Raw genomic sequence first — 23,741 nt, 5'->3', positions numbered from 1 at the left:
TGCTACAGCATGAGTCGGACCTTCTTTGTTTAAAAGGGATTTCGCAGTTTCGGCTTTTGAACCCTTTGGTGTATGATTAAAACCCTTTTTAAGACCTGTTTTTTGGATCGGAATGTCAATTAAATGAAGAAAATTGGAATGGTTAGCCTGGGTTGCCCCAAAAACCTGGTGGACACAGAATCGCTTTTGGGGGACCTCGCCCTCAACGGATACGAGATGACCCCGGAACAGGAGGAGGCCGAAGTCCTGATTATCAATACCTGTGGGTTTTTACAGGCTTCGGTGAAAGAGTCTATTGAGACCATTCTGGAAATGGCAGACCATAAGGAAAACGGTTCTTGCCAGAAGCTCATCGTCACCGGCTGCCTGGCGGAGCGTCATCCGGAAGAATTGCTCAAGGAAATTCCAGAAATCGACCACCTGCTCGGGACCAAACAATATCCCCTTTTAAAAACCCTGCTGAACAACAGGGATGGAAAGCGTAACCTCACGCACGAACCTGCTGTGTATTTTGAAAACTACGGACAGCGCGTCCAGACCACCCCGGATTTCACCGCCTATGTCAAAATTGCGGAAGGGTGCTCCAACCAGTGTGCCTTCTGCATTATCCCCAAACTGAGAGGGCCCATACAAAGTCGCTCACCAGAATCTATCTTGAAAGAGGTCAACCTGCTGGCACAAAATGGGGTACGCGAAATCAACCTGGTCTCACAGGACACCACGCTGTACGGTTATGACCTAAGGCTCAAGGAGGGGTTGATCGACCTGTTGGAGCAGATCAACGGAGTTGAAGGCGTCGATTGGATCCGGCTGTTCTACTGTTACCCCACAATGGTAACGGAACGCCTGATGGATGCCGTTGCCAGCCTGGAAAAAGTGGTTCCTTACATGGATATCCCTCTGCAACACACGCACGATTTTATGCTGGGCCATATGAAGAGGCAGGAACGCGAAGCGGGTGTTCGAAAAATGCTGGAACAATTGCGGAAACGTATCCCGGGTGTAGCACTGCGCACCACATTTATCACCGGGTTTCCAGGTGAGACGGATGAGCATTTTGAACACATGCACCAGTTTATTAAAGAGTTTGCATTCGATCATCTCGGTATCTTTGTTTATTCGGACGAAGAGGGCACAACCGCGTTCGACTATGCTGACCGCGTCCCCAAAGAAATAGCGGAGCAGCGGCGGGACACTCTGATGGAAACCCAGTTGGCCCTGATCAAAGATAAAAACGCGGAAAAGATTGGATCCGTCCAGCCAGTTCTGATCGAAGGGCTCGATGACGACAGCCTCCTCACCGGTCGGCTTTCCACACAGGGCCCGGATATAGACGGGCAGGTGATTGTCGAAAGCTGCGATGCGGAACCGGGAACGATTGTGCCTCTTAAAATAACCGGAACTCTTGATTACGATTTTATCGCCTCCCCCAAGGAAGAGCATGGCCCTTAAACGTGTTGGTATTCTGACCGGTGGCGGCGATTGCTCCGGGCTCAACGCGGTCATCCGGGCCGTCACACGTGCCGCAATCATTGAATACAATTGCCAGGTGATCGGCATCGAAGATGGCTTCGAAGGCCTCATCGAAAATCGGACGCAACCACTCACCATCCGGGCCACTCGAGACATCCTCCCTCTGGGCGGTACCCTGCTTGGCACCACAAACAAGGGAGATCCTTTTGCCTACCGGCAAGTGCAGGACGATGGCAGCATCGAAACCGTCGACCGCTCGCAAGACTGCGTCGATAACTTTCACAAGTTGGGACTCGATTGCCTGTTTGTGGTTGGCGGTGAAGGAACACAGGAGATCGGTTTCAAACTGCATCAGGCTGGCTGCCCGGTGATCGGGATCCCCAAGACCATCGATAACGACCTGGAGGGCACGGACTACACCTTTGGTTTCCAGACTGCTGTGCAGGTTGCGGTGGATGCACTCGACCGGTTGACGACAACAGGCAAAAGCCACGATCGGGTGATGATCCTGGAAGTGATGGGCCGTAACGCCGGATGGATTGCACTGGAGGCGGGTATTTCGGGCGGTGCCCATATCATTTTAATTCCTGAAATTCCCTACGACCTCGCCGAAGTTGAAAAGAAAATCCGACTACGTGCAGAAGGCGGTAGTCCCTTTTCAATCGTGGTGGTGGGGGAGGGGGCACGCGAAAAAGGTGGTGAACAGATTATCTCGCAAGCTGCCGCTACGCGCCTGCAAGGAGTTGCCCAATTGGGGGGAGTTGGAAACTACATCGCCAGTCGCCTCGGCCAGAATATCGACCTGGAAGTCCGCTGCACCGTACTCGGACACGTCCAACGCGGAGGCACACCGACTTCATTCGACAGATTATTAGGAACGAGACTTGGACAACGTGCGGTGGTTGCTGCGGCTGAAGGGGACTTCGGTAAACTGGTCGTCCTCAATTCCCTCGCCATTGACCTCATTCCCCTCGAAGACATCGCCGGAAAAGTCCGCACGGTACCAGCTGACCACCAGCTCGTGCGCTGCGCCGAATCTATCGGTATTTCTCTCGGCCGGTGCTAGGCCCCCGGCCAACTGGGAAACCTTTCGGACATGTGGTTCAAAACTATTGCTATCAGGTTAGCGGTTGCCCGTCGCCTCTGTGACTTGAATTAGATTTACATTTGTGCTATGGTTTTCCGATAATTTATCTCTATATCCAAAAAGGTTGCCCTAAACCATGCATGTTGAAGCCGATTCCAGCTCCCATTCTTTCAAGCGGTTTTTTAAGACCCTGTTGATCGCAGGAGTTCTCTTTACTTTTGCGGGAAGCGTCCAAGCCGAAGGCCCTGCCGTGTCCTCGATAAACGGAAAAATTGAGGGTTTTGGCGGCGCGGCCAACGACAACGCTTCGGGTGGTGGTGCGGCCAGTATTGCATTGCCTTTGCCGAAGCTGAAAAAATTTGGTGTTCAGCTTGATGCACTGGGTGGGAAGTTCAACACTCTGGAAACGGCGGCGGGTGGTCTTCATATGTTCTGGCGGGATCCCGAAAAGGGACTTCTAGGCGGCACCTACAATTACACGGATTTCGATATTGGAGTTATGCACCGGGCTGGGACCGAGGGTGAATACTATTGGGGCGACTTCACCTTTGCCGCGAATGCTGGTTGGCAAAGTGGTGACAATGTTCCCAATTCCGGTTATGGCGGGGTTAGCTTCTCCGCCTACATTACAGAATATTTTATGTTGCAGGCGGGATTCCAGCATGCCTGGGACACCAGCCTTGGATACATTGAGGCGGAGTGGCAACCCGATCTTGGCATCGCTCCCGGACTCTCAGTATTCGCCAATCTTGCCGGGGCGAAAAATGATTATGAGCATGCCATGATGGGAGTGCGTTATTATTTCGGTTCAGAAAAATCTATAATGAAGCGTCACCGCGAGGACGACCCGGCTAATAATTTGTTTTTGGGGTCCACAATTGTGGGTAGTGCATTAAGACAAATAAATATTTTGAAAGCCAAGGAAAGTTTAAGGGTTTTAAAAAATTTTTTTGAACGGTTTAAAAAAACAGGAGATACATTTCACCCGGGAACTAGTCAAGCGGGCGGTAACACTATTGTGATTTCTCAAGGAACCGGGGTGACCACTGTTACCATAACAAATCTTATCACGGGCGAAGTTGCTATCATTACCATTCCAACTGCTCCCTGAATAAACATTCCGTTAATAAGGATTGGATACGCCGGTGTGTGATAGATTCTTGGTGGTAGGAAAAGAATTAATGACCTGAATAATGTGAAGTCGCTTACAACTTTCTAGCTAAAAATATAATTTTAAAAAAAAATAAAGAAGAAGGCACTGCTTTTTTCCAAATTAGGTCAAGTCAAAATCCAGGGCGAGATTCTTCTTCGCCTGACGGCTCATCAGAATGACATGCAATGGTTTTCAGAGGCTTGAATATTTATTGATGTTTTTACAGGTTTAATCATTTTCCAAACCTAAAGACTTTAGGCAACGCTATTATCATTTCTAATGAATTGGGAATAAATGTTTGCCAGATAAATACCTGAGAAAAAACAACGACTCTATATTGTCATTCTGAGGAACCCGAAGGGTGACGAAGAATCTCGCCTCGAGGGTTTTTGTTTTAATGCCAGCCTTCACTTAAATCTCGCCAATCGGGATTTTCTGATTCAATCAACTCGACCTTCTTTTTGCGCAACCAGCCTTTGACCTGTTTTTCCCGGGCGATAGCAGACTTTACTTCATTGCTTTTTTCAAAATAAACCAGGCGTCCCATTTGGTAGCGACGGGCAAACCCTGACATGTCGCCAGACCGGTGTTCAGCTATTCGCCGTTCGAGGTTGTTTGTTACGCCAGTATATAAATTGCCCGAAGCATTGGTGAGGATGTAAACAAAGTATTCTTTCATCTAGTTTAGAAATTCAAAATCCAAGGCGAGATTCTTCTTCGCCTGACTGCTCATCAGAATGACATATGGTAGTTTTCAGGGGCTTGGAAATTTTTTGGTGTTCTTTAGAATTGTATCTTTTCTCCGATCCAAAAACCTTACGCAATGTCTTAATTTTTTCGGCCCGCCGGGTTTATTGCAAACCAATCAATAATTACTTTGAAATTCAAACAATACCAGTCTGTCATTCTGAGGAACCCGAAGGGTGACGAAGAATCTCGCCTCGAGGGTTTTTGTTTTAATGCCAGCCTTCACTTAAATCTCGCCAATCGGGATTTTCTGATTCAATCAACTCGACCTTCTTTTTGCGCAACCAGCCTTTGACCTGTTTTTCCCGGGCGATAGCAGACTTTACTTCATTGCTTTTTTCAAAATAAACCAGGCGTCCCATTTGGTAGCGACGGGCAAACCCTGACATGTCGCCAGACCGGTGTTCAGCTATTCGCCGTTCGAGGTTGTTTGTTACGCCAGTATATAAATTGCCCGAAGCATTGGTGAGGATGTAAACAAAGTATTCTTTCATCTAGTTTAGAAATTCAAAATCCAAGGCGAGATTCTTCTTCGCCTGACTGCTCATCAGAATGACATATGGTAGTTTTCAGGGGCTTGGAAATTTTTTGGTGTTCTTTAGAATTGTATCTTTTCTCCGATCCAAAAACCTTACGCAATGTCTTAATTTTTTCGGCCCGCCGGGTTTATTGCAAACCAATCAATAATTACTTTGAAATTCAAACAATACCAGTCTGTCATTCTGAGGAACCCGAAGGGTGACGAAGAATCTCGCCTCGAGGGTTTTTGTTTTAATGCCAGCCTTCACTTAAATCTCGCCAATCGGGATTTTCTGATTCAATCAACTCGACCTTCTTTTTGCGCAACCAGCCTTTGACCTGTTTTTCCCGGGCGATAGCAGACTTTACTTCATTGCTTTTTTCAAAATAAACCAGGCGTCCCATTTGGTAGCGACGGGCAAACCCTGACATGTCGCCAGACCGGTGTTCAGCTATTCGCCGTTCGAGGTTGTTTGTTACGCCAGTATATAAATTGCCCGAAGCATTGGTGAGGATGTAAACAAAGTATTCTTTCATCTAGTTTAGAAATTCAAAATCCAGGGCGAGATTCTTCTTCGCCTGACGGCTCATCAGAATGACATGCGGTAGTATTTTGTGGCTCGGAGTTTTACGATGTTTTTACGAGTTGCATTTTCCCCAGTTCAAAAACCTTACGCATTGCCAATATCTTTTTAGCCTTCAGGGTTTCGGTGTCAGCCTAAGAAATCCTAAAAATAAAAAACAAACAATACTATCCTGTCATTCTGAGCCGTAGGCGAAGAATCTCGCCTCGAAGGTTTTTTAAAGTTGTCTGAGGGTTTAGTGACTAGCCGAACGGATCCCAAATAAAAAATTAATGATGTTTTTAAAGATAAATCTTTTGAAACCAGTTTTCGCAATCCGACCACTAGTCTTAGTGGGCGCTCATCGCAAGGGTAACAGCAAAAACTTTTGCGAAGCACTTAAAAATAAATCTACCCAAGACAGTTCAAGCCAGCCAATTGCAACATCCTAGTGGTGATCCATGGCTCCGTGATCCATGTGTTCGCCGTGGCCACTATGCCCCCCGTGGCCGCCATGACCTCCATGCCCACCACTGGAAGATTTTTTGGCAAGGGCCTGGGCTTCGGTCATGCCTTCTTTCAGTACGTGCAACCGTTGCCACACACTGATGACCTTGCGTCCATTGCGATCTTCCTGGTTACCATCCCATACGGCGAAAGCGATCAGGGCGGGATCGATGCGGTCGATAAACTTGGCGTCCCATTTACTGGTTGAATCCATTTGGCGGGTGAACACGACGGTCCATTCCCCATCTTTCCATTCACCGAACCCTTCCACGTTTTGCAGTTCGGGTCGCTGTGGTGTGATGGTGCCGAACCCTTCAGAGTTGAGTTCTTCCACCTGGGTTTCAGAAGTATTGTTGAGCCGCGAGATGGGGTTTGACATGATGCCACCGAAGATGAGGGCGTCCATATCGACACCGCCGGTTGAGTACTCGGATTCTTCTGAGGCCTCCAGCGTTTCTTCGAGTCCCGCTTTCCAGTGCCAGATGTTAACCGGTTTCCCACGATTGCCCATCCCGAAAAACGGTTCGTTGTGTCCGTGCGTGTGCAGGGTCACCGCACCCAGCGCTACCTGGATGGCAACGCCATCGCGGAAAACATCGCCCCGGTTTTCGACGAAACCGTCCTTGGTAGGATCTTTCCACTTCAGGCGGAAGGCGATGGTCTCACCGTTGTTGACAGAGGCAACGTTAATGATTTCCACTGCGCCACGCCGTGCGGATAAAGGACGCAGGTGGAGGTCGATGCCTTCGACGTTGTTCCAGACCTTGCTGCCGGGTTCAGGCAGGATCTGCTGGTCGATATAATGGCTGAACAGGTCGGTTTCATAGCCGGCAACCTGATAATCATTCTGGAATTTTGAACGGACGTAATGTACCAGTGCCCAGCGGTCTTCAGCCGGCAGGTGCGAGAAAGATTCCATCGGTGTGCCGTCGAGACCCGTACTCAATGTACGGAATAATTCTTCCGGTGAATGTCCTGATTTAATGGTATTGGGCTGGGTCAGATCGTGGACGAACACGGCGTGTTTCCAGGCGTCCATCAGGGAGGAGGCGTGTTTGCCATCTCCTTTAAGAGATTCGCCGTGACAGTCGACGCATTTATGTTTGGTGAACAGGGCTTTGCCGCGTTCGATCAGTTTCGGGCTGGATGGAATGGGGTTGACCTCGACCGGCTTGCCTGCGGGTTCGTGGCGGAAGCGTGGTGAAAAACTTTTGATGAGGTTGACCAGTGCCCAGGTGTCCTGTGGCGAAAGCGCGTCTTTCCAGGCAGGCATGGAAGTGCCGGGGACACCCTTCACTATCGTGCGATAGATGTCTTCATCGCGGGGCAGGGTACCCGTGGGTGTTGACCGGAATTTGAAAATGCCTTTTCGAAAATCGCGTGGCCAGGGGTAGAGATAATCGGTTGCCGTGCCGCCGCCGTTGCCGTCTTTGCCGTGGCAGTACACGCACATATGGAGGAAGATGTTTCGACCACGAGCGAGCAGCGCCTGTCCTTTGGTCATGGGTTTGATCTTCATGCCTTCCTTATGTGCACCGCGTGTGAAAAAGGCATCATCCAGATGCAGGCCTTGAGACAGGTCGGGGCCGCTCTCTTCTTCCTGGTCGGCGGCGTACTCCGAGCCGGGGGCCTTGTTTTCAAACTCAATCATGCCTTCGGGTTTGGGCTCGAGTTTGTTGAGGTCGTGTTGGCCGGCATCTTCACTGTGTGCGGCGGCAATGTTTGGAAAAAGCAGCAGAATGGCGAGAAGAACCAGCCAAGTGTGTCCCTTTAATGAAGGAGCGTGCGGCAGCGTGATCATTTCGGGTTCCTCTATGTGCGCGGGGAAGAAAACCCCGGGTATTATTTTTTGACGTCCCGTACCATTTTGACACCCTGGTCCAGATCGCCCAATTCTTTCAGATTAAAATAGTCCTCGCGTTGACCCAGGCCAAAGTACCAGACATTGTCCAGGTTGCGTTCGTCACTGGACCAGAGGTAGTAACTCCCGCCCGAGACAAAGGGTTTTGGCAGGCCGATGGGTTCGCCGTCTTTGCTGAGGTGTGGCCGGTTTTTATCCCACAATTCGGAGAGTTCTTTCATGCTTGGAAGTCGCCAGTCGGAATGGCCTGCAAATTTTTCGTTGTTTTTTCGGTCCACGTATTCCAGGGCATCGTACCAGGTCATCCCTTTTTTGAGTTCATGAAAGGAATCGCCTTTTTGCCACATTAACTGGGATTTGTGGTCGGTAACGGTTTCGCCATCAACAGTGAATCGATCGGCAGATAAAGCTGTGCAGGGGATGGAGATGAGCATTAACAGAAACAACATAGTGAGCGGAGATCGCATGGTATTCAACTTATAGTAAGGTAAGGTTCGGATTTTCCTTTGCATTATGAATAGTATACTAAAAGCGGAAACGGCGGGCCAACCGCTTTTTACCAACTCTTTTTGCGGGAAATTGGAATGCGTGTGGTGATTCTGGGGTCAGGCACTGCCTACCCGAGTCTTGAACGTAATTCGGCTGGTGTTCTCATACAGTACGAGGGAACAAACTCAGTGGTCGATTTTGGTTATGGCAATGTGCGGCAGCTGCTGCGACTGGGCCTGACCTACCACGATATTGACCGGATATTCTTCACGCATAACCACCCCGATCATATGTGTGATCTGATTTATTTCCTGTTCAGTACACGTTATCCCCCAGAGGCAAGAACCCGGGATCTGGAAATTATTGCTGCACCCGGTTTCCGCACCTTCTTCGACGGCCTGATGAAGGCATTTGGAACCTGGCTCGTACCGGATACCTACAACATCAACATTATCGAGCAGGATGAGGAAACCTGCCTATATGATGGATTAAAAGTGACCTCACGCCGGGTAAACCATATTGAGCTCAGCCGGGGTTACCGGTTTGAAGGTAAGTCAGGGCATTCGGTCGCTATATCCGGGGATACTGATTATTGTGACGGAATCGTAGAGCTTGGACGGCAGGCGGATGTCCTGATTCTGGAATGCAGTACCCCTGACGACACCAAAGTAAAGGGACATTTGTCTCCAACCCCGGCCGCCAGGATTGCCCACGAGGCTGGATGCAAGACCCTTTGTCTCACTCATTTCTACCCTCCGATGGAAAAAATCGACCCAAAACCGGTGATTTCGGAAAAATTTAAGGGGAATCTGGTATTGGCAGACGATTTGATGGAATTTTTCTTTTCATAAAAAGGTCTTAGTTACTAGGGATTTCTGTGAATTTTGGATGAATATCTCGCAGATTCCAATAGTTTTTAAGTTTGCCAATAGTTTACGTGTTTCTTCGAGGGGGAAGGACTATGAGGAGGAGAGTTTTATCTACGGTTGTCGCATTGTTTTTGTTGTTGCCGGGTGCAGGTTCTGCCAGTGCTTTTGATTTTAATTTGCAGGGGTCATTGAAAGAGGGCGGACTTGGCCATTATGTCCCTCCACTATCCAATCCCCTGTTTAATGAGACGCCTTACATCACAACCGAGTTTAGGCCGATTTTTATCTACCATGATATTTCGGATGATTTTCTTACCGGTGGTGGCCGAATCCATGTAATTGCGGCAGAGGCACGTGTTGCCATCACCGACCGGTTGGGCATTATTGCTTCCAAAGATGGTTATTTCGATCTGGATTTTGACGGCGTATTGCAAGACGACGATGGTTTTGCCAATATTTCACTGGGTGTGAAATACGCTATTGTCAACAATCCTTCCGAAAACAGGATCGTGACTATAGGTCTCGAATATGAACCGCCTTCAGGAAACCTGATTACCAGCGGAATTCGCATGCAGGGAACGGCAGATGGGTTCCTTGATATGTTCATTTCTGCTGCTGACACCTGGGGCAAGATAGGGATTGAAGGAAACATTGGCCTTAACCTGGCGATTGACCCTGACCGCAACTCCTCTATGATTCACGCCTCGGCCCACGCGGACTATGAAATCCTGCCAGGGCTCTTCCCGCTTGCGGAGGTCAACCTGTTTTCAGTTGTGGACGACGGTGCGCGGACGCCAGTTACCTTTGAAGGTGTTGATATTGTCAACTTTGGTAGTGGTCCCACAGGTCCGGGAACAAGTGGAGCTGGCGCAAGCACTCTGATCACCATGAATGTTGGTGGTCGTTATCACATCATGGATCACATCATGGTGGGTGCTGGTTACGAGTTCCCCGTATCTTCAAACACTAATGACTTGTTTGGATGGAGAATGACATCAGATATTGTCATCTATTACTAGAGGCTGTCTGTAGTCGCAAAGACCGGAAATGTAAATAGCGACTCCCCTGGACTCAAAAGAGTTCGAAAAAAGCCCCCGAAGCCTGCTGGCTTCGGGGGTATTTTTTGTTTAATTATCTTTGGGGTGAGGGTTAGATTGATATAAAAGTTATCTCGTTTATAAAAAAGTGACCAATTCAGGATTCCGATAAGGCTTGTTTTTGGCCTGGTCAGCAAAATGTTAAGAAATTTTTTGACAGGGGGTATGGTCTAAAAACCCTTTAAAAACAGTATGTTAATTTTCATATAAAAATAAAAGATCGATTTTTTGTGGGAGAGGCGTCGTTTTTGGAACGGGTATTGCTCTAAACAGGTTGAACTTAACCGAGGAGCTAGAAACCCGATGACACCGCAAGCGATGATAAAAAAAATGTTCTGGATCGGCCTCTTTAGCTGGATGGTATCCGGTACGGCCAAAGCTCAATGTATCCATGAAATCGGTGCGGGTGGAAATGGCAGCTCCTTCACATTACTTCCAACGCCAACGCAGGGTGACTTGCTGGTTTTCGGGCTCACGGTTCTCATACTCTGGGGATTTTCCGCCTGGATGATGAACCAGTTTTTCCCGAACAGGATTGCAGGAGCAACCCCAAAAGCCGGGATACAGAACCCGGAGCTTTACGGACTCAAATCCAGGACGGATGAGGCACTTGAGCAGGTGGAAGCTGAGTACGAAGAGATGATCCTGAGCCGAATGGATCAGGTGGAAAATAATAAGGCCTCTCATCAGGAGGCGCAGGAATTTCGAAGCCAACAGGCAGCTTCGGTTTGATCGTAGCAAGCTTTAACGCTTTACCTGTAGTTCATGTTTTACCTCTGGAAGGGAACACCCCCTCAGTTCCCTTTCATACCTCCCAAAGGGTGGGGAGGGGTTTGGCAGAGCCCCTCCCCCCTCCTCCATTTTTCCTCCTGATAACAATTTAGAAATAAATCAAAGTTGCAGCCGGGCAGGGTCTATCCTTTTGGATTTCTTTTTTTGGCGTAATTAATTTCACTAATATGCCTTTTGGTGGTTTTTGTTTTTTTTCTGGAATATTCTCCCGTTCGTATATCGCGAGGGCTTTCATGAAAGACAAAATAGCCTTGCCGTAATTTCCCTTGGACCAACATACCAAGACAAGAAGTTTGTTTTACTATCGAGAACCTAGGGGGACGTTTACTTATAAAAACTCATATTGTGTAGCCCGCTCTATGGGGGGCGTGCGTTCCACTATTTTTTTGAAACTTGTAGTAGATTTATCGTTTCTCGATATTCTCTCGCTTCTGCAAGTTTGGTGAATTCAATTTCTCCATGTAAGTTTTTCACTTTTTGCTCAATTTCCTTTAATGTGATATTAAAAAATTCTTTTCTAAAGTTAACTTTATTTACGCGTTTTTCGTCAAATTCGCGATGTAAGTCGGCTTCAAGTTTTGGAGCATTTTCTGAAAATATCATAGCGTGAATATCAAAAGAAAAAGGTACCGATGCGTCTCCCAACTCTTTCACACGGTCCAGTGGGTCTAGTCTTCGTGTCATGCCTATTTTAAAGACTTCGTTTCCAAAGGACCCTAAATTAGAGATGACATAGACATGGCCGCTTTTAGTTTGTTGAGCCCTTGAAATTGCACGTTCCTTATTAGAGTGAGCTTCATTTAGTTGTTCCTCAAGCCGTTTTATTTTTTCTTCGAAAATTTTCGCTTCCTCCCCATGTGCTGTCTGCAGTTCGGCACGCGCTTTATCCAAAGCATCTTGGTATTGGGCTTCTTCTTTTTCTGCTTTTTTTTGCATGTTTTCAAATTCCCGAATTGCTTTCTGCTCCTCTCTCATTTCGGCTTTTATCCGTTTTTGTTCTTCCTTCTCATCAAATATCTTTTGTTGAAGTTCCCGGGTTAGCCTTAGCTCGGCAAGCTTTAATTTTAGGTACTTGTCTTGGATTGTGATTTTGTTGGGTTTTCCAAGTTCATTTATTATTTCGTATGATTTAATAATCCTGTTTTCCAGTTGGGAGGCATTGTTCCATTTGACTTTTAAAACTGCCGAGTCACATTCATTATTAAAGGCCCTAATCATCAACTTCATATTCCTTTTAGTCATTTTGGCCCCTTCTTTTTTACTTCCTTCTAGGGTCCATTCTGTTGAGCAGGAAATAGCAACTCCGTCTTTGATCATTTCCTTTTGTTTTGTCCTGATATTTGACATTTCAATTTTATATTCTTCAGATGTTTCAAAGTCATAATGGGGTTTGTATAGACCGAAGCTATTCATTTCAATATTGTCTTCAATCTCTAGAATGGTTCTTTGAAGCTTTTGATAGACGTCTTTCTTTTTTTCAAAATCCTCTTTAAGTTCTAGAATTCTTTTGTTGTATTGGATAGCCAGTTTTTTTCTTTTCAGAACTTCTTGGTCCATATTAATAATATTCTTGTATTTAATTTGAAGGTGGGTTGCTAACTTGGACTTTTCTCTGAGTGCACGAGAAGTTTCTTCCACCTCATTTTTTAGGCGCGAAATTATTTTTCTTCCAAAATAAATAACTAAAAAAACGGATGGAATAAGAACTAAAATAGTGATTTGAAGACCATTGCTCATAAAGAGGCCTATTTTTTTTAAGTGTTTTTGTTTTGGATCTGGGATATTTTATAGGAATTGAAATAAATAATCAAAATTTGAAAGCGAAGCGTATTTTAAAGGGATTGAATCAATCCGAGTGGGTTGTCGCCTGTCTGGTCAACTAATTTGAAGGGAAGAAAGATGTTGAGAAAACGTGTGTTTGAGATCCTGGAGGTTTCCGAGGGCGACCGGGTGAGTCGTGGTTTCGATATCTTTATCCTTACGTTGATCGTCCTCAATATATTCGCTTTGATTCTGGAAACAGTGGAACCGATCTACAGGTTGAGCCCGGTATTTTTCAAAACGTTTGAATGGGTATCGATGGTCATATTTTCCGTCGAGTATGTTTTGAGGATCTGGGTTTCGGTTGAAAACCCTGAAACTGAAGGCTCGATTAAAAGCAGGTTCAAATACATGACGTCGTTCTACGGCCTGGTGGACCTGCTGGCGATCCTTCCCTTTTATTTGCCTTTTATAGGCGGAGATTTCCGGTTTGTCCGGGCGGTTCGTTTGTTCCGTTTATTTAGGATATTAAAACTGGCGCGTTACTCTTTTGCCTTGTCAGGTTTGAAGCGGGTCCTCCATAGAAAAATGGAGGAACTGATTTGTGTCGGTTTTCTCCTGGCGTTGCTGTTGGTGATTGCCTCTTCATCCATGTACTTTCTTGAGCACGAAGTACAGCCGGGAGCCTTCTCCAGCATTCCCGCTACCATGTGGTGGGGTGTGGTGACACTCACTACGGTAGGTTACGGAGATGTTTACCCGATAACTTTCATGGGGAAAATCCTTGGAGCCATGATCGCTATTCTGGGAATTGGATTGTTCGCTTTGCCGGCCGGGTTGATTGGTGGTGCGTATCTGGAGGAACTGGAAGAACGAAGAAACAAAAAAAAGATGGCGGCAAAAACCGGAGGTCCCCGGTCTGGGGTCGATAGGGAAACCGGGATCAAGCAATGGATGTTTGATGTCCAGTTGCAAGGTGCATCATGGAAAAACTCTGTCGAGGTTATCCGGAAGTTTTTAGGGCAAAACTTTATCGAGGCTCAGATTGATAGTTCAGTGGGAGATGGGAAGAGTTTCCAATGTTGGCAGACATCCGACCATTTAATCACTATTTCGAAAATGAAAGGCGATGAAAATTTATTCTTTCTGGATTGGCGCACCCGAAACCCGGACTGGAATTTTAATTTTTGCAGGGATAATTTGTTAGATCTATTGAATGTAGTCGATTACGCAGAAACTCTGATGTCTCGTGGTGCGTTAAAATGAACGGAGTTGCTGATACAGCTGTTTTTGTGTCTGCCGTTATTATAATTAGAATTGCCGGAAGGGTTGCTTTGTGAGGCAGAAAATCAGGAACTGCGGATGGTGTTGAGGCGGTCCTGATATTTTTTGTTGGAAGGATTGATCTTGACTGCTTGCTGAAGAGATTCTATGGCGGATTTTCTATCTTTTATCTGTAATTGAGCTTCTGCCAGTTGGAAGAACGTTTCGCCCTGAAAAGGATTGACCTGTCCGGATTTTTTCAATGCCGCAACGGCCTCTTCCCATTTATTTTGATCCCGGTAGAGAAGCCCAAGATGAAAATGGGTGAGCATGCCGTTGGGATTCAGGCCGAGACTTTGGTTTAGCAGGTTTTCAGCTTTGTTGAGGTCCCCGCTTTTACGATAAGTGTCCGCAAGGTTATTCAGGTAGAGTGTGTTTTGTGGTTCCAGTTTTAATGCCACTTGATATGCTTTTACAGCTTCGTCTAAACGGTTTTGATGTTTGTACAGGTTGGCCAGATTGTTGTGTGCTTTGGAGTCGTTGTCTTCAGGTGTGAGTGCTATCGCTTGTTCCCAAAGCTTTTCTGCCTTGTTGAGGTCTCCGCTCGAAAAGTGCGTCATACCAAGATTGATATGCGCTTGTAAATGCTTTGGGGATCGCTGGATCACTTCCTGAAACAAACGGGCAGCTTTTTCATATTCCTTCATGCCAAACAGCACCAATCCCTTTTTGTTATACGCTTCGACGTTATCGGGATTGGTTTTGATGGCGAGATCAAATTCTTCAAGAGAGTTCTGGTATAGCCGGTACTGGGCAAACTCAATGCCCAGGCGGAAATGCTCATTGGACGCGTTGACATCTACGGTCCGTTCCTGTGATGAACAGGCAGGAAACAGGGCAAAGATTAAAATGAAAATGGCAAAGCGCAGCTTCATATGTTCTTTTTCGGAAAAACGGGGAAACCTCTTTAGTCAAAAATAAATTGTGATGCTGATTACAGGGTAACGGGGTTCAGGCTAAAAAAAAAGGCCGGTCCCGAAGGACCGGCCCTGGAAAACCTTTTAAGCGGCAATCAGTTGATACCCCGACCTGTGGTCAGGCTCACTGCGTTACTGCCGTTGCCATCTGGGAGTACCGTCGAGTCGTGCATGTCGCCGATAAACTCCATGGCAAAACCTGCTCCATTCGCCTCGTGGAAAATAACACCCCACATGGAGATCTGGTTCAGGTTGTTGAATTTGCCAGAGCTGGCCACCGTTGGTGTTGTGTTGGTGGTCAACACCCGGATATTTCCGGAAGGCGCTGAAGATGCTGACGTGGCAATGAAGTGATCCCGCGAACCAAAGCTGGCAGCGTTGGAAGTTGGGTTGATCACCGGATGGTTGGTTGCCACGATGAACAGTTTATGGGTTTCACCCGCGCCAATAGTGAAGGTCTCCGAACGGTCTCCGGAAGGTTCAAAATTGGCATCTGTAGGTCCTTCCATTGAAACCGTAATTTCAATCTGGGAAACCGCAGTAGAAAGCGACGGATGTGTAAAAGCAAGAAACGTGTAAAACGAGCCATTTCCACCGGTCGGCGGCACAATCTGTGCGAACGGCGACACGGCGACACGGCTTCGGTCAATGGTCTGAGCCATGGATGTTGGAACAAACGCTGCCCACGCCACCAGGCCGACCAACCATGTCAATACAATCTTTTTCATGAGTTGTTCTCCTTATTGTTTCCTAAACATGGATTGTTCAGCTGCATTGGACACCGCTAATTAACACCGGATGGAAAACGACCAGAGGTCATATCCGGATGAGAAGAGGAGTCTGTTGCATCGCCGATGAATTCCATGGCGAATCCGGTATTGCTTCCTTCAAAAACCACTGCACCCCAGTAAGAGAGCATGGTGATATCCTGAAAGCCGCTTCCCGAATTCGTTTTAGGGTTGGAGGCGATGGGATCAAAACGTAAATAACCGGTACCTGGGTTATCGGTCCCAATGATACCGGATACAGTAGAGTCGGTATTAATAAGACTGTTGATACCCGGAAATGCACCACTGGTTTGTGGCGTACCGATGATAAAGAGGCGATGCGTAGTACCCGCGCTGACTGTGAAATCGGTCGATGTACCGTAGGTATTGGTGGTCGATCCGGTTCCGAGATAAGCTGTTGCCGTCACCCCGATTTGCGAGCTCATGCCTGCAAGAGAGGGGTGAGTGATGGCCACAAACGTATAAGTTAATCCGGCCGATCCAGGCTGCGCCTGCCAAAAGGGAACTACAACCTGGCTGGCATTGTCCACCTCGGAAGACAGGGTATTGATGCTTTGGGCATAGGCGGGTCCTGCTCCCACAACCAGGGAGGTCAGAACGGCCAACGCCGCAATGTATCGGAAGACCCGTTGTTTATTCATTGTTGTTCTCTCCTTTATATATGCCTTTTCCCCAATCCTGCCGGGGAGAGTGTTCGCAGTTTGTAAATCAATGAGTTAGCCAGGCAACCTCCTTTCGAAATATAAACCTGTTTTGTATGGTTAAATTTATTCTAAGGGAACGATTTTACCCTGTCAAACAAGGGAACTACGAAGGCTTGTCGTTCCATAAAGCTCTAGTTCTGGTAGTTGGCCCGAGGCTAGATGTCGTTTAAAAAGTGACAAATATAACCAGAAGCACAAAAACTTTTTCCAATAATTTTGCCGCGAATACCCCAAATGGGGGTCAAAGTAAAATTATGGGCACCTGATTTATCGGATGATTGGGGTGAAATCTTTAGAAAAAAATAGGGGTATTGAAGAAGTTTTTTTACATTAAAAAAGGGCTGAACGGGGTCTTGCTTGTATTAAATTAACCTTTTGATATAATTGGTCTAATTTTATTCGAGCCACTCCCGATAAGGAGTCACATGGGACCCCACCGTAACATTTTTGGCTACATTTCCAGGATTGGCCTGACAGGAGTGCTGTTTCTGGCTCTCTTATTAACCGGATGTTCTTCCACGCCTGACAGGGAGGAAAGTCAGGACCTGGCTAGAAAAAGTTATGAAGAGGCTATAAGTTTACAGTCTCTGAAGATGTATGACGAGATGACGGCCAAATTGCGCGAAGCGGTAAAATGGGATCCCGAGGAAACCCTTTATCAGATGACACTGGCCAATGCTCTGTTTTTTCAAGAAAAGCTGGATGAAGCGGAAAAACACTACAAAGAGTCTATAAAAATCAATCCGCAATTGACAGACGGTTATCGTCAACTTGGGCGATTGTATATGCAGCGTGGAGATTGGACAAATGCACAGATCTACCTTGAAGACGCAATTTCCAGACCTGGCCTTTCTCAACCTCATGAACTTTATAACTGGTTGGCAGTTACCTATTATGCCCAGGGCAAATTCAGTGATGCAGAGCAAAAGTGGCAGGAGGCTCTAAAGATAAAAGAAAACCATCAGATCCGTTTGAACCTGGCGCGGGCTTACCGAGATAATGAACTGTTTGACCTGGCTCAGGAATCTTTGGAAAAAGCACTTGAGGTTAAGCCTAAGTCGGCCCGGGCTCATTACGAATTGGCCCAGCTTTACCTGAAGAAAAGGGATTTTGGGAAGGCGAGAGATTCTTTTAACAAGGTGATTCGTCTCGACCCCTTAAGCGAAATGTCCAAATCCTCGCGTAAATATCTGGAATTGATGCCGCCGGGACCAAAAAATGGCAGATGATTTTGGATCTCACCTCAAGCACCAGCGTGAACTGCGCGGTATCTCTCTGGATGAAATCGCTTCCATCACCAAAATACACCTCCGTTATTTAAAGGCTCTCGAGACCAACTCTTTCGACGAACTTCCCGGTGAAGTCTTTATCAAAGGTTTTATCAGGTCGTACGGACGTGCCATAGGCGCCAATCTCCCGGAGCTGATAAGTGCCTATGACGATACTGTTGGTAAGGAGAGATTGGAAACCCGTCAGCAGGCAGAAAAAGAAAACAATAGCGAAAACCACAAACAGGTATTTCTGGTTAATACAATCGTCGGTGGTTTTCTGGTTCTGTTCATCCTGTTTGCTGTCTGGTATCTTTTTAAAAATCCTCCAAAAGAAGCTCCCAAAAAAACCAGCAGTATCCAACAGACAACGCGGTCCTCGAAATCTAAAGACAGGCCTGCGGCTCCACCTGCGGGAACTTTGAAAAAAGAGAAAGAACCCGGGTCTTCGGAAAAGACGGTATCAGCGAAACCGGGCTCAAGTGAGTCGGGTTCCCTTCAATCAAAGAAGCCAGTGGAAGCCGGGGAAGGTGAAAAAACGGAAAAACCTGCCGAAGTAAAACCGGAAAGAGGAACATCAGATTCGGTTTCCAACAAACCGAAACCCGCACAGACTGAAGACGATTCTCAAAAACCGGTAGCCGAAAAAGAAAATAGTGCTATAATAGAAAACCAAAAAGCCCAACAAGTTCAGGGGGATAGCGGTTCATCGCCAGCCCCTCAGGAAAAGGAAGCCAAACTCAGGTTGAAAATCCGTGTTTCGGAAAACGCCTGGTTTAACATGGCGGTAGATGGAAACGCTGAACGCGATTTCATTTTGCCTGCTGGCGAGGTAAAGGAATTTGAGGGGAATGAAGAAATGGTGATAACTATTGGTAACCGTCGAGGGACTGAACTGAAACTCAATGGAAAAGAAGTGGCGCTACCCACCACTCCAGACAATGTGGTGCGGAACTTTAAGGTGAACTTAAAACTGATCGAGTGAACTCATGGCCAAAATTGATGCCTTTTTTAAGTTAATGAATGAACAGGGGGCTTCCGACTTGCATCTTGTATCGGGATCCCAGCCGGTGCTCCGGGTTCACGGTGATATGGAGCGCGTAAAGTTCAAAGTTCTTGAGAATGACGAATTGAAGGCCATGTTGTATGAAATTGCGCCGGAAGATAAAATCAAAGTTTTTGAAGAATGTGGTGACATCGATTTTGCCTATGAGATACCCGGTCTTGCCCGTTATCGCGCAAACTATTTCATGCAGAAGTGGGGAGTGGGCGCAGTCTTTCGTGAAATTCCCAGTGAAATTCTAACAGCAGAGCAATTAGGTCTGCCGCCAGTCTTAACCAAGCTTTCCATGTTGCACAAGGGAATGGTATTGGTGACCGGCCCAACAGGTTCCGGTAAGTCCACTACTCTTGCTGCGATGATGGATTATGTGAATAAAAATAAAAAGAGTCATATCATCACCGTTGAAGATCCGGTGGAATTTGTTCACAAAAGCCAAAGCTGCGTCGTCAACCATCGTGAGGTTGGAATTCACACTAAAAGTTTTAAGGCTGCCTTGCGTGGGGCGTTACGTGAAGATCCTGACATCATTCTGGTGGGTGAGATGCGTGACCTGGAAACCATTGAGCTCGCCCTTGAAGCAGCGTCTACGGGGCATCTGGTGTTTGGTACCTTGCATACGCAGAGTGCAGCCAAAACCGTGGATCGCGTGATCGACGTTTTCCCGGCAAACCAGCAAGCCCAGATTCGAACAACTCTTTCTGAAAGTTTGAAAGGTGTTGTTGCGCAGAACCTTTTCAAGCGGATCGATAAAAAGGGCCGAATGGCTGTTCTCGAGGTTCTGGTCGTGACCCCGGCGACATCGAATCTCATTCGCGAGGGAAAAACTTTCCAGATTCCGTCGGTGATCCAGACGGGGAAAAAATACGGGATGCAATCTCTGGATGATGCCATTCTTGAGGCCTTGCAGGCCAAGAAGATCAGTCCGGAAGATGCTTATGACAAGTCTATCGTCAAGGAACGGTTTGTTCAGTATCTGAAAACGCCGCCGGAGTTCATCTAGGCTGATTCAGTTTTCAGGAATAGAAATGGGCACGATAACAGGACCAGACAAGAATGCGAAAAGCTGAGATCGACCACATTCTGACAAGCATGCTGGAGGCTCACGGAAATATTTCCGATTTGAACATCACTGTCGGTCGTCCTTTTCAAGTCGAAAGTTCAGGTAAATTGAGCGGGGTGGAAATGGTGCCTCCCATGAAGGAGATCACACCCTTTCAGTCAGAAATCTTCGCGATGAATCTGATCAATATGGATCGTCGCTTGACAGATATCCTGATCACTCAAGGATCCTGTGACTGTTCCTATTTTGTGCCCGGGAAAGCGCGTTTCAGGGTGAATATATTTTCGCAGCGCGCCAACTACAGCATTGTCCTCAGGAAACTGGAAACCCGTATTCCAACTATTGAAGAGTTGAAACTGCCACCGCAGTTTGCAAAGGCTGCGGAGGAAAAAAACGGGCTGGTGCTGGTAACAGGGTCAACGGGTAGTGGTAAAACCACAACGCTGGCTGCGCTTCTCAGTAAGATCAATGATGAAAAGTCAATCCACATCATCACACTGGAAGACCCGGTGGAATTCGTCCATCCGCACCGTAAGGCCACATTTAACCAGCGTGAACTCGGTCAGGATTTTGACAAGTTCTCCACCGGCCTTCGAGCCGCCTTGCGTCAGGCTCCCAAGGTTATTCTGGTGGGGGAAATGCGCGACCAGGAAACAGTGGAAATTGGGATGTCGGCCTCCGAAACCGGTCACATGGTGATGAGTACGCTTCACACCGTGGATGCAGGACAGACGATCAACCGTATTCTGGGTATGTTTCCTAAGGATGAGGAAATGCAGATCCGCCTCCGTTTGGCAGATACACTGCGCTGGATCATCAGTCAGCGGCTGGTGCCAAAAGAAGGCGGAGGTCGTATCGCCCTGCTCGAAATCATGAATAACAATATGCGAGTCAAGGATGCCATCATCAATGGTGAAGAAGAGGGTAAAACCTTTTATGAAATCATTACCGAAGGGGATGCTTATGGCATGTGGACATTTGACCAGCATATTTTGAAATTGTTCACAGAAAAGAAAATTTCGGAAGAAACTGCCATGAATTATGCTTCACGCAAGGCTGTGGTGGGTCGCGGAATCGATACCATTAAGTCGGGACGTGGAGAGACCACGACAGATATCGAAGGCCTGGACATGGACGATTCATTTCAGGATGTGGGATCGCCTTTCGCCCGAAAAAAGAGACGTTAAAAGAAGAACCGGGATTCAATTATGAAAATCAACTGCAGCGCTTGTCAGCATGAGATCAATATCCCTGACGATAAGGTGCCTGAAGGCCAGGCGTTTAATCTGACGTGTCCCAGTTGTAAGGAAAAAGTCCGGGTTGACCAGCATTTAAAGTCGGATGAGCCGGAAGAAACGATTGATGCTTTCAGTTTTGCGACCTCTGATGATTTTGAAGAAGAAGAGGTCCTTGAAATATACGATGAAGATGACAAGGTTGCGCTGGTTCTGGATCAGGAGAATGGAGATTTCTGGGTCAACACCCTCAACGAAATGCATTTCAAGCTGCAAACAGCCAACTCAGAAGACCATGCGATCCATAAAATAAAATTTACCGAATTTGATTTAATCATTTTGCATGAAAATTTTCAGGGAACTCCTTTCCGCGACAGCCCGGTATATAAATACCTGATCAATCTTCCAATGAACATGCGACGGCACATATTTTTTGTATTGACCGGGAAAGAATTCAAATCCATGAACAATATGGAGGCGTTTGCGCTGAGTGCCAATGTGCTCATCAATGAAAACGATTTTGACAAGGCAAAAGTTATACTGAAAAAATCAATGTCAGACAATGACCAGTTTTATAAGGTGTTTCGCGAGTCCCTGAATGCTCACGGAAAAGTTTAACTGTAATAAAAAGGTAATTTATGAAATTCAGTGATACTCCAATTGTTCAGCGGTTTTCTGATGGTGATGTGATTATTTCCGAGGGCATTGTGAGTAACAATGTTTTTATAATTCTCGAGGGGAAGGTCAACATCACCAAGAAAAGTGACAAAAAAAATGTTCTTGTTGCCCAACTTAAAGAAGGTGATGTTTTTGGAGAAATGGGCCTGATCTCCGGAAAAGTACGCAGTGCAAACTGCACCGCTGTAGGCAACGTTACCATTGGAGTGATTGACAAGGAAAAGTTTGCTGAACTCATTGATAATCTGCCGGAAGACTTGCAGGCGGTAGTCAGGGCGTTAGTGAACCGGCTGAGATTCACTACGGAACAGCTTTCCAGGATCGGGACTGAGCTGGACAAAACCCGCGCTGTGCTATCGGCATTTTCGATAGACATTGATACCTGATAAAAAGTTTTCTAGGTCTTGAGGGGTTTTGCGGTTTAATAAAAATGCCCTAATGCTTTTGCTTTAACAGATTTCAAGGATCAGGTAAAAAGGCTGCAGCTTGCGGTCTGGACTTTTTTAAAGTTGATCCTTTTGGCCATCGGAAAATTTTTGGCCGAAAAAAAACCAGGAAGACACTTTTCATATCGGGAAATGAGTCATGACAACTTATACCTATAAGACAACAATTAATGGCAGGACCACCAAGGGCGAAGTCGACGCTGAGACTGAAGAAGGTGCGTTGGCGAAACTCAAACAAAAGAAAATCAATGTCGATTCCATAAAGAAAAAGCAACCCCGACCCTTCAGTAAGGAGGGGAAAGAAAAAATCGACGAACGGGATATCGTGATTTTCACCCGTCAGTTTTCCACTATGGTGGATGCGGGCCTCCCTCTTGTCCAATGCCTCGATATTCTGGGTAAACAGGCTGACAAAAAGTCGTTCTCCATCATTATTCTCGATGTTAAAAACGGTATCGAAGTCGGTGGCAACCTTTCTGATTCCATGCGCAAACACCCGAAGGTTTTTGACTCCCTTTACTGCAACCTGGTTGAAGCAGGGGAAGCCGGCGGTATTCTGGATGTCATTCTGCAAAGACTGGCGGCTTACATCGAGAAAGCTCTTGCCCTGAAGAAAAAGGTCAAGTCGGCGATGGTGTATCCAGGGGCTATCGTTACGGTTGCGTTTTTAGTTGTTTGGTTTTTGATGGTGTTTGTTATCCCGACCTTCGCAGAAATGTTCAGCGGTCCCGGTGTAGAACTCCCTCTACCCACCGCAATTGTTATGGGCATCAGTGATTTCTTCAGGGAGAAATGGTATTTCATCATTGGTGGCCCTGTTGCTTTCTTTTTCCTTTTTAAAAAAGTGTATGCCACTGAAAAAGGACGAGTCGAGGTTGACCGGTTTGCTCTAAAATTTCCAGTGGTTGGCATTTTGATTCGTAAAGTGTCTGTCGCCAAATTTACCCGAACACTCGGGACTCTGCTTTCCAGTGGGGTGCCTCTTATTGAAGGAATGGATATCTGCGCCAGAACCTCGGGTAACAAGATCATGGAATTCGCTATCCTGAATACAATTGAGTCGATCAAAGAAGGTGAAACCATTGCAGCGCCGCTTGGAAGAGAAGGGGTTTTCCCTCCAATGGTAATCCAGATGATTGATGTCGGTGAATCATCAGGCTCGTTGGATAGCATGTTGATTAAAATTGCCGACTTTTATGACGAAGAAGTCGATACAGCCGTCGCGGGGCTGACCTCGCTGCTGGAACCCATGTTGATGGTATTCCTGGGTGTGATCGTTGGTTTCATCGTGGTGGCCATGTATTTACCCATATTCAAGATGGGCGAAACAATTTAAAGAAA

Annotated in this window: 23 protein-coding genes; 14 read left to right on the top strand and 9 right to left on the bottom strand. The window is 46.7% G+C overall.

The annotated features are described in order from the left end of the window. Positions 1-123 precede the first annotated feature (123 nt). From rimO to G3M70_02900, 3 genes are all read left to right on the top strand, one after another. Positions 124-1,452 (top strand): 30S ribosomal protein S12 methylthiotransferase RimO, encoded by a 1,329-nt coding sequence (gene rimO / locus G3M70_02910; protein ID QPJ60892.1) that lies wholly within the window; start codon positions 124-126, stop codon positions 1,450-1,452. Next, positions 1,442-2,539, top strand: coding sequence for an ATP-dependent 6-phosphofructokinase (locus G3M70_02905; GenBank protein ID QPJ60891.1), 1,098 nt, complete (start codon positions 1,442-1,444; stop codon positions 2,537-2,539). The genes rimO and G3M70_02905 overlap by 11 nt, the downstream gene beginning before the upstream one ends. Positions 2,540-2,696: 157 nt before the next feature. Then, positions 2,697-3,671, top strand: coding sequence for a hypothetical protein (locus tag G3M70_02900; protein QPJ60890.1), 975 nt, complete (start codon positions 2,697-2,699; stop codon positions 3,669-3,671). Positions 3,672-4,107: 436 nt separating this feature from the next. Here G3M70_02900 and G3M70_02895 read toward each other — a convergent pair whose 3' ends face one another. The 5 genes from G3M70_02895 to G3M70_02875 form a co-directional block, all read right to left on the bottom strand. Continuing rightward, positions 4,108-4,392: a GIY-YIG nuclease family protein gene (locus G3M70_02895; protein QPJ60889.1), complete on the bottom strand. Its 285-nt coding sequence runs from the start codon at positions 4,390-4,392 to the stop codon at positions 4,108-4,110. Between the two features lie 277 nt (positions 4,393-4,669). Next, a complete protein-coding gene (locus G3M70_02890) occupies positions 4,670-4,954 on the bottom strand; it encodes a GIY-YIG nuclease family protein (GenBank protein ID QPJ60888.1) in 285 nt (94 codons plus the stop codon). Between the two features lie 277 nt (positions 4,955-5,231). Beyond that, entirely contained in the window at positions 5,232-5,516 is a 285-nt protein-coding gene (locus tag G3M70_02885) for a GIY-YIG nuclease family protein (protein ID QPJ60887.1), read from the bottom strand. 474 nt (positions 5,517-5,990) lie between these two features. Beyond that, positions 5,991-7,850, bottom strand: coding sequence for a c-type cytochrome (locus tag G3M70_02880; protein QPJ60886.1), 1,860 nt, complete (start codon positions 7,848-7,850; stop codon positions 5,991-5,993). Positions 7,851-7,891: 41 nt separating this feature from the next. Then, entirely contained in the window at positions 7,892-8,377 is a 486-nt protein-coding gene (locus G3M70_02875; GenBank protein QPJ60885.1) for a DUF1566 domain-containing protein, read from the bottom strand. Between the two features lie 132 nt (positions 8,378-8,509). On the opposite strand from G3M70_02875, the gene G3M70_02870 reads away from it, so the two are divergent. The 3 genes from G3M70_02870 (at position 8,510) to G3M70_02860 (ending at position 11,097) form a co-directional block, all read left to right on the top strand. Beyond that, on the top strand, positions 8,510-9,250 hold the full coding sequence (locus tag G3M70_02870) for a ribonuclease Z (GenBank protein QPJ63689.1): 741 nt from the start codon (positions 8,510-8,512) through the stop codon (positions 9,248-9,250). Between the two features lie 110 nt (positions 9,251-9,360). After that, positions 9,361-10,287: a hypothetical protein gene (locus G3M70_02865; GenBank protein QPJ60884.1), complete on the top strand. Its 927-nt coding sequence runs from the start codon at positions 9,361-9,363 to the stop codon at positions 10,285-10,287. A 381-nt stretch (positions 10,288-10,668) separates the two neighbouring features. Beyond that, entirely contained in the window at positions 10,669-11,097 is a 429-nt protein-coding gene (locus G3M70_02860; GenBank protein ID QPJ60883.1) for a hypothetical protein, read from the top strand. Positions 11,098-11,535: 438 nt separating this feature from the next. On the opposite strand, the gene G3M70_02855 is transcribed toward G3M70_02860, so the two are convergent. Continuing rightward, positions 11,536-12,894 carry a DUF4041 domain-containing protein gene (locus tag G3M70_02855; protein QPJ60882.1) on the bottom strand — a complete coding sequence of 453 codons (1,359 nt, stop codon included), beginning with the start codon at positions 12,892-12,894 and terminating at the stop codon, positions 11,536-11,538. 162 nt (positions 12,895-13,056) lie between these two features. On the opposite strand from G3M70_02855, the gene G3M70_02850 reads away from it, so the two are divergent. After that, on the top strand, positions 13,057-14,184 hold the full coding sequence (locus tag G3M70_02850; protein ID QPJ60881.1) for an ion transporter: 1,128 nt from the start codon (positions 13,057-13,059) through the stop codon (positions 14,182-14,184). Positions 14,185-14,267: 83 nt separating this feature from the next. On the opposite strand, the gene G3M70_02845 is transcribed toward G3M70_02850, so the two are convergent. The 3 genes from G3M70_02845 to G3M70_02835 all read right to left on the bottom strand — a co-directional run bounded on the left by G3M70_02845 (position 14,268) and on the right by G3M70_02835 (position 16,587). Next, on the bottom strand, positions 14,268-15,116 hold the full coding sequence (locus G3M70_02845; protein QPJ60880.1) for a tetratricopeptide repeat protein: 849 nt from the start codon (positions 15,114-15,116) through the stop codon (positions 14,268-14,270). A 137-nt stretch (positions 15,117-15,253) separates the two neighbouring features. Further along, a complete protein-coding gene (locus G3M70_02840) occupies positions 15,254-15,886 on the bottom strand; it encodes a hypothetical protein (GenBank protein ID QPJ60879.1) in 633 nt (210 codons plus the stop codon). A 56-nt stretch (positions 15,887-15,942) separates the two neighbouring features. Next, positions 15,943-16,587, bottom strand: a complete 645-nt coding sequence (locus tag G3M70_02835; GenBank protein QPJ60878.1) for a hypothetical protein — start codon at positions 16,585-16,587, stop codon at positions 15,943-15,945. A gap of 488 nt (positions 16,588-17,075) precedes the next feature. Between G3M70_02835 and G3M70_02830 the strand changes: the two genes are divergently transcribed. The 7 genes from G3M70_02830 to G3M70_02800 all read left to right on the top strand — a co-directional run bounded on the left by G3M70_02830 (position 17,076) and on the right by G3M70_02800 (position 23,736). After that, positions 17,076-17,879 carry a tetratricopeptide repeat protein gene (locus tag G3M70_02830; GenBank protein ID QPJ60877.1) on the top strand — a complete coding sequence of 268 codons (804 nt, stop codon included), beginning with the start codon at positions 17,076-17,078 and terminating at the stop codon, positions 17,877-17,879. Next, entirely contained in the window at positions 17,869-18,903 is a 1,035-nt protein-coding gene (locus tag G3M70_02825) for a helix-turn-helix domain-containing protein (GenBank protein QPJ60876.1), read from the top strand. The genes G3M70_02830 and G3M70_02825 overlap by 11 nt, the downstream gene beginning before the upstream one ends. Positions 18,904-18,907: 4 nt before the next feature. Continuing rightward, positions 18,908-19,981 carry a type IV pilus twitching motility protein PilT gene (locus G3M70_02820; protein QPJ60875.1) on the top strand — a complete coding sequence of 358 codons (1,074 nt, stop codon included), beginning with the start codon at positions 18,908-18,910 and terminating at the stop codon, positions 19,979-19,981. A gap of 53 nt (positions 19,982-20,034) precedes the next feature. Continuing rightward, positions 20,035-21,228, top strand: coding sequence for a PilT/PilU family type 4a pilus ATPase (locus G3M70_02815; protein ID QPJ60874.1), 1,194 nt, complete (start codon positions 20,035-20,037; stop codon positions 21,226-21,228). A 21-nt stretch (positions 21,229-21,249) separates the two neighbouring features. Then, positions 21,250-21,894 carry a hypothetical protein gene (locus tag G3M70_02810; protein ID QPJ60873.1) on the top strand — a complete coding sequence of 215 codons (645 nt, stop codon included), beginning with the start codon at positions 21,250-21,252 and terminating at the stop codon, positions 21,892-21,894. Positions 21,895-21,914: 20 nt separating this feature from the next. Then, entirely contained in the window at positions 21,915-22,340 is a 426-nt protein-coding gene (locus tag G3M70_02805) for a cyclic nucleotide-binding domain-containing protein (GenBank protein QPJ60872.1), read from the top strand. A 199-nt stretch (positions 22,341-22,539) separates the two neighbouring features. Further along, complete coding sequence (locus G3M70_02800) at positions 22,540-23,736, top strand: type II secretion system F family protein (GenBank protein QPJ60871.1); 1,197 nt, start codon at positions 22,540-22,542, stop codon at positions 23,734-23,736. Positions 23,737-23,741 lie beyond the last annotated feature (5 nt).

Source organism: Candidatus Nitronauta litoralis (assembly GCA_015698285.1).
GTDB lineage: Bacteria > Nitrospinota > Nitrospinia > Nitrospinales > Nitrospinaceae > Nitronauta > Nitronauta litoralis.
This window is presented reverse-complemented; position numbering and strand designations above follow the sequence as displayed.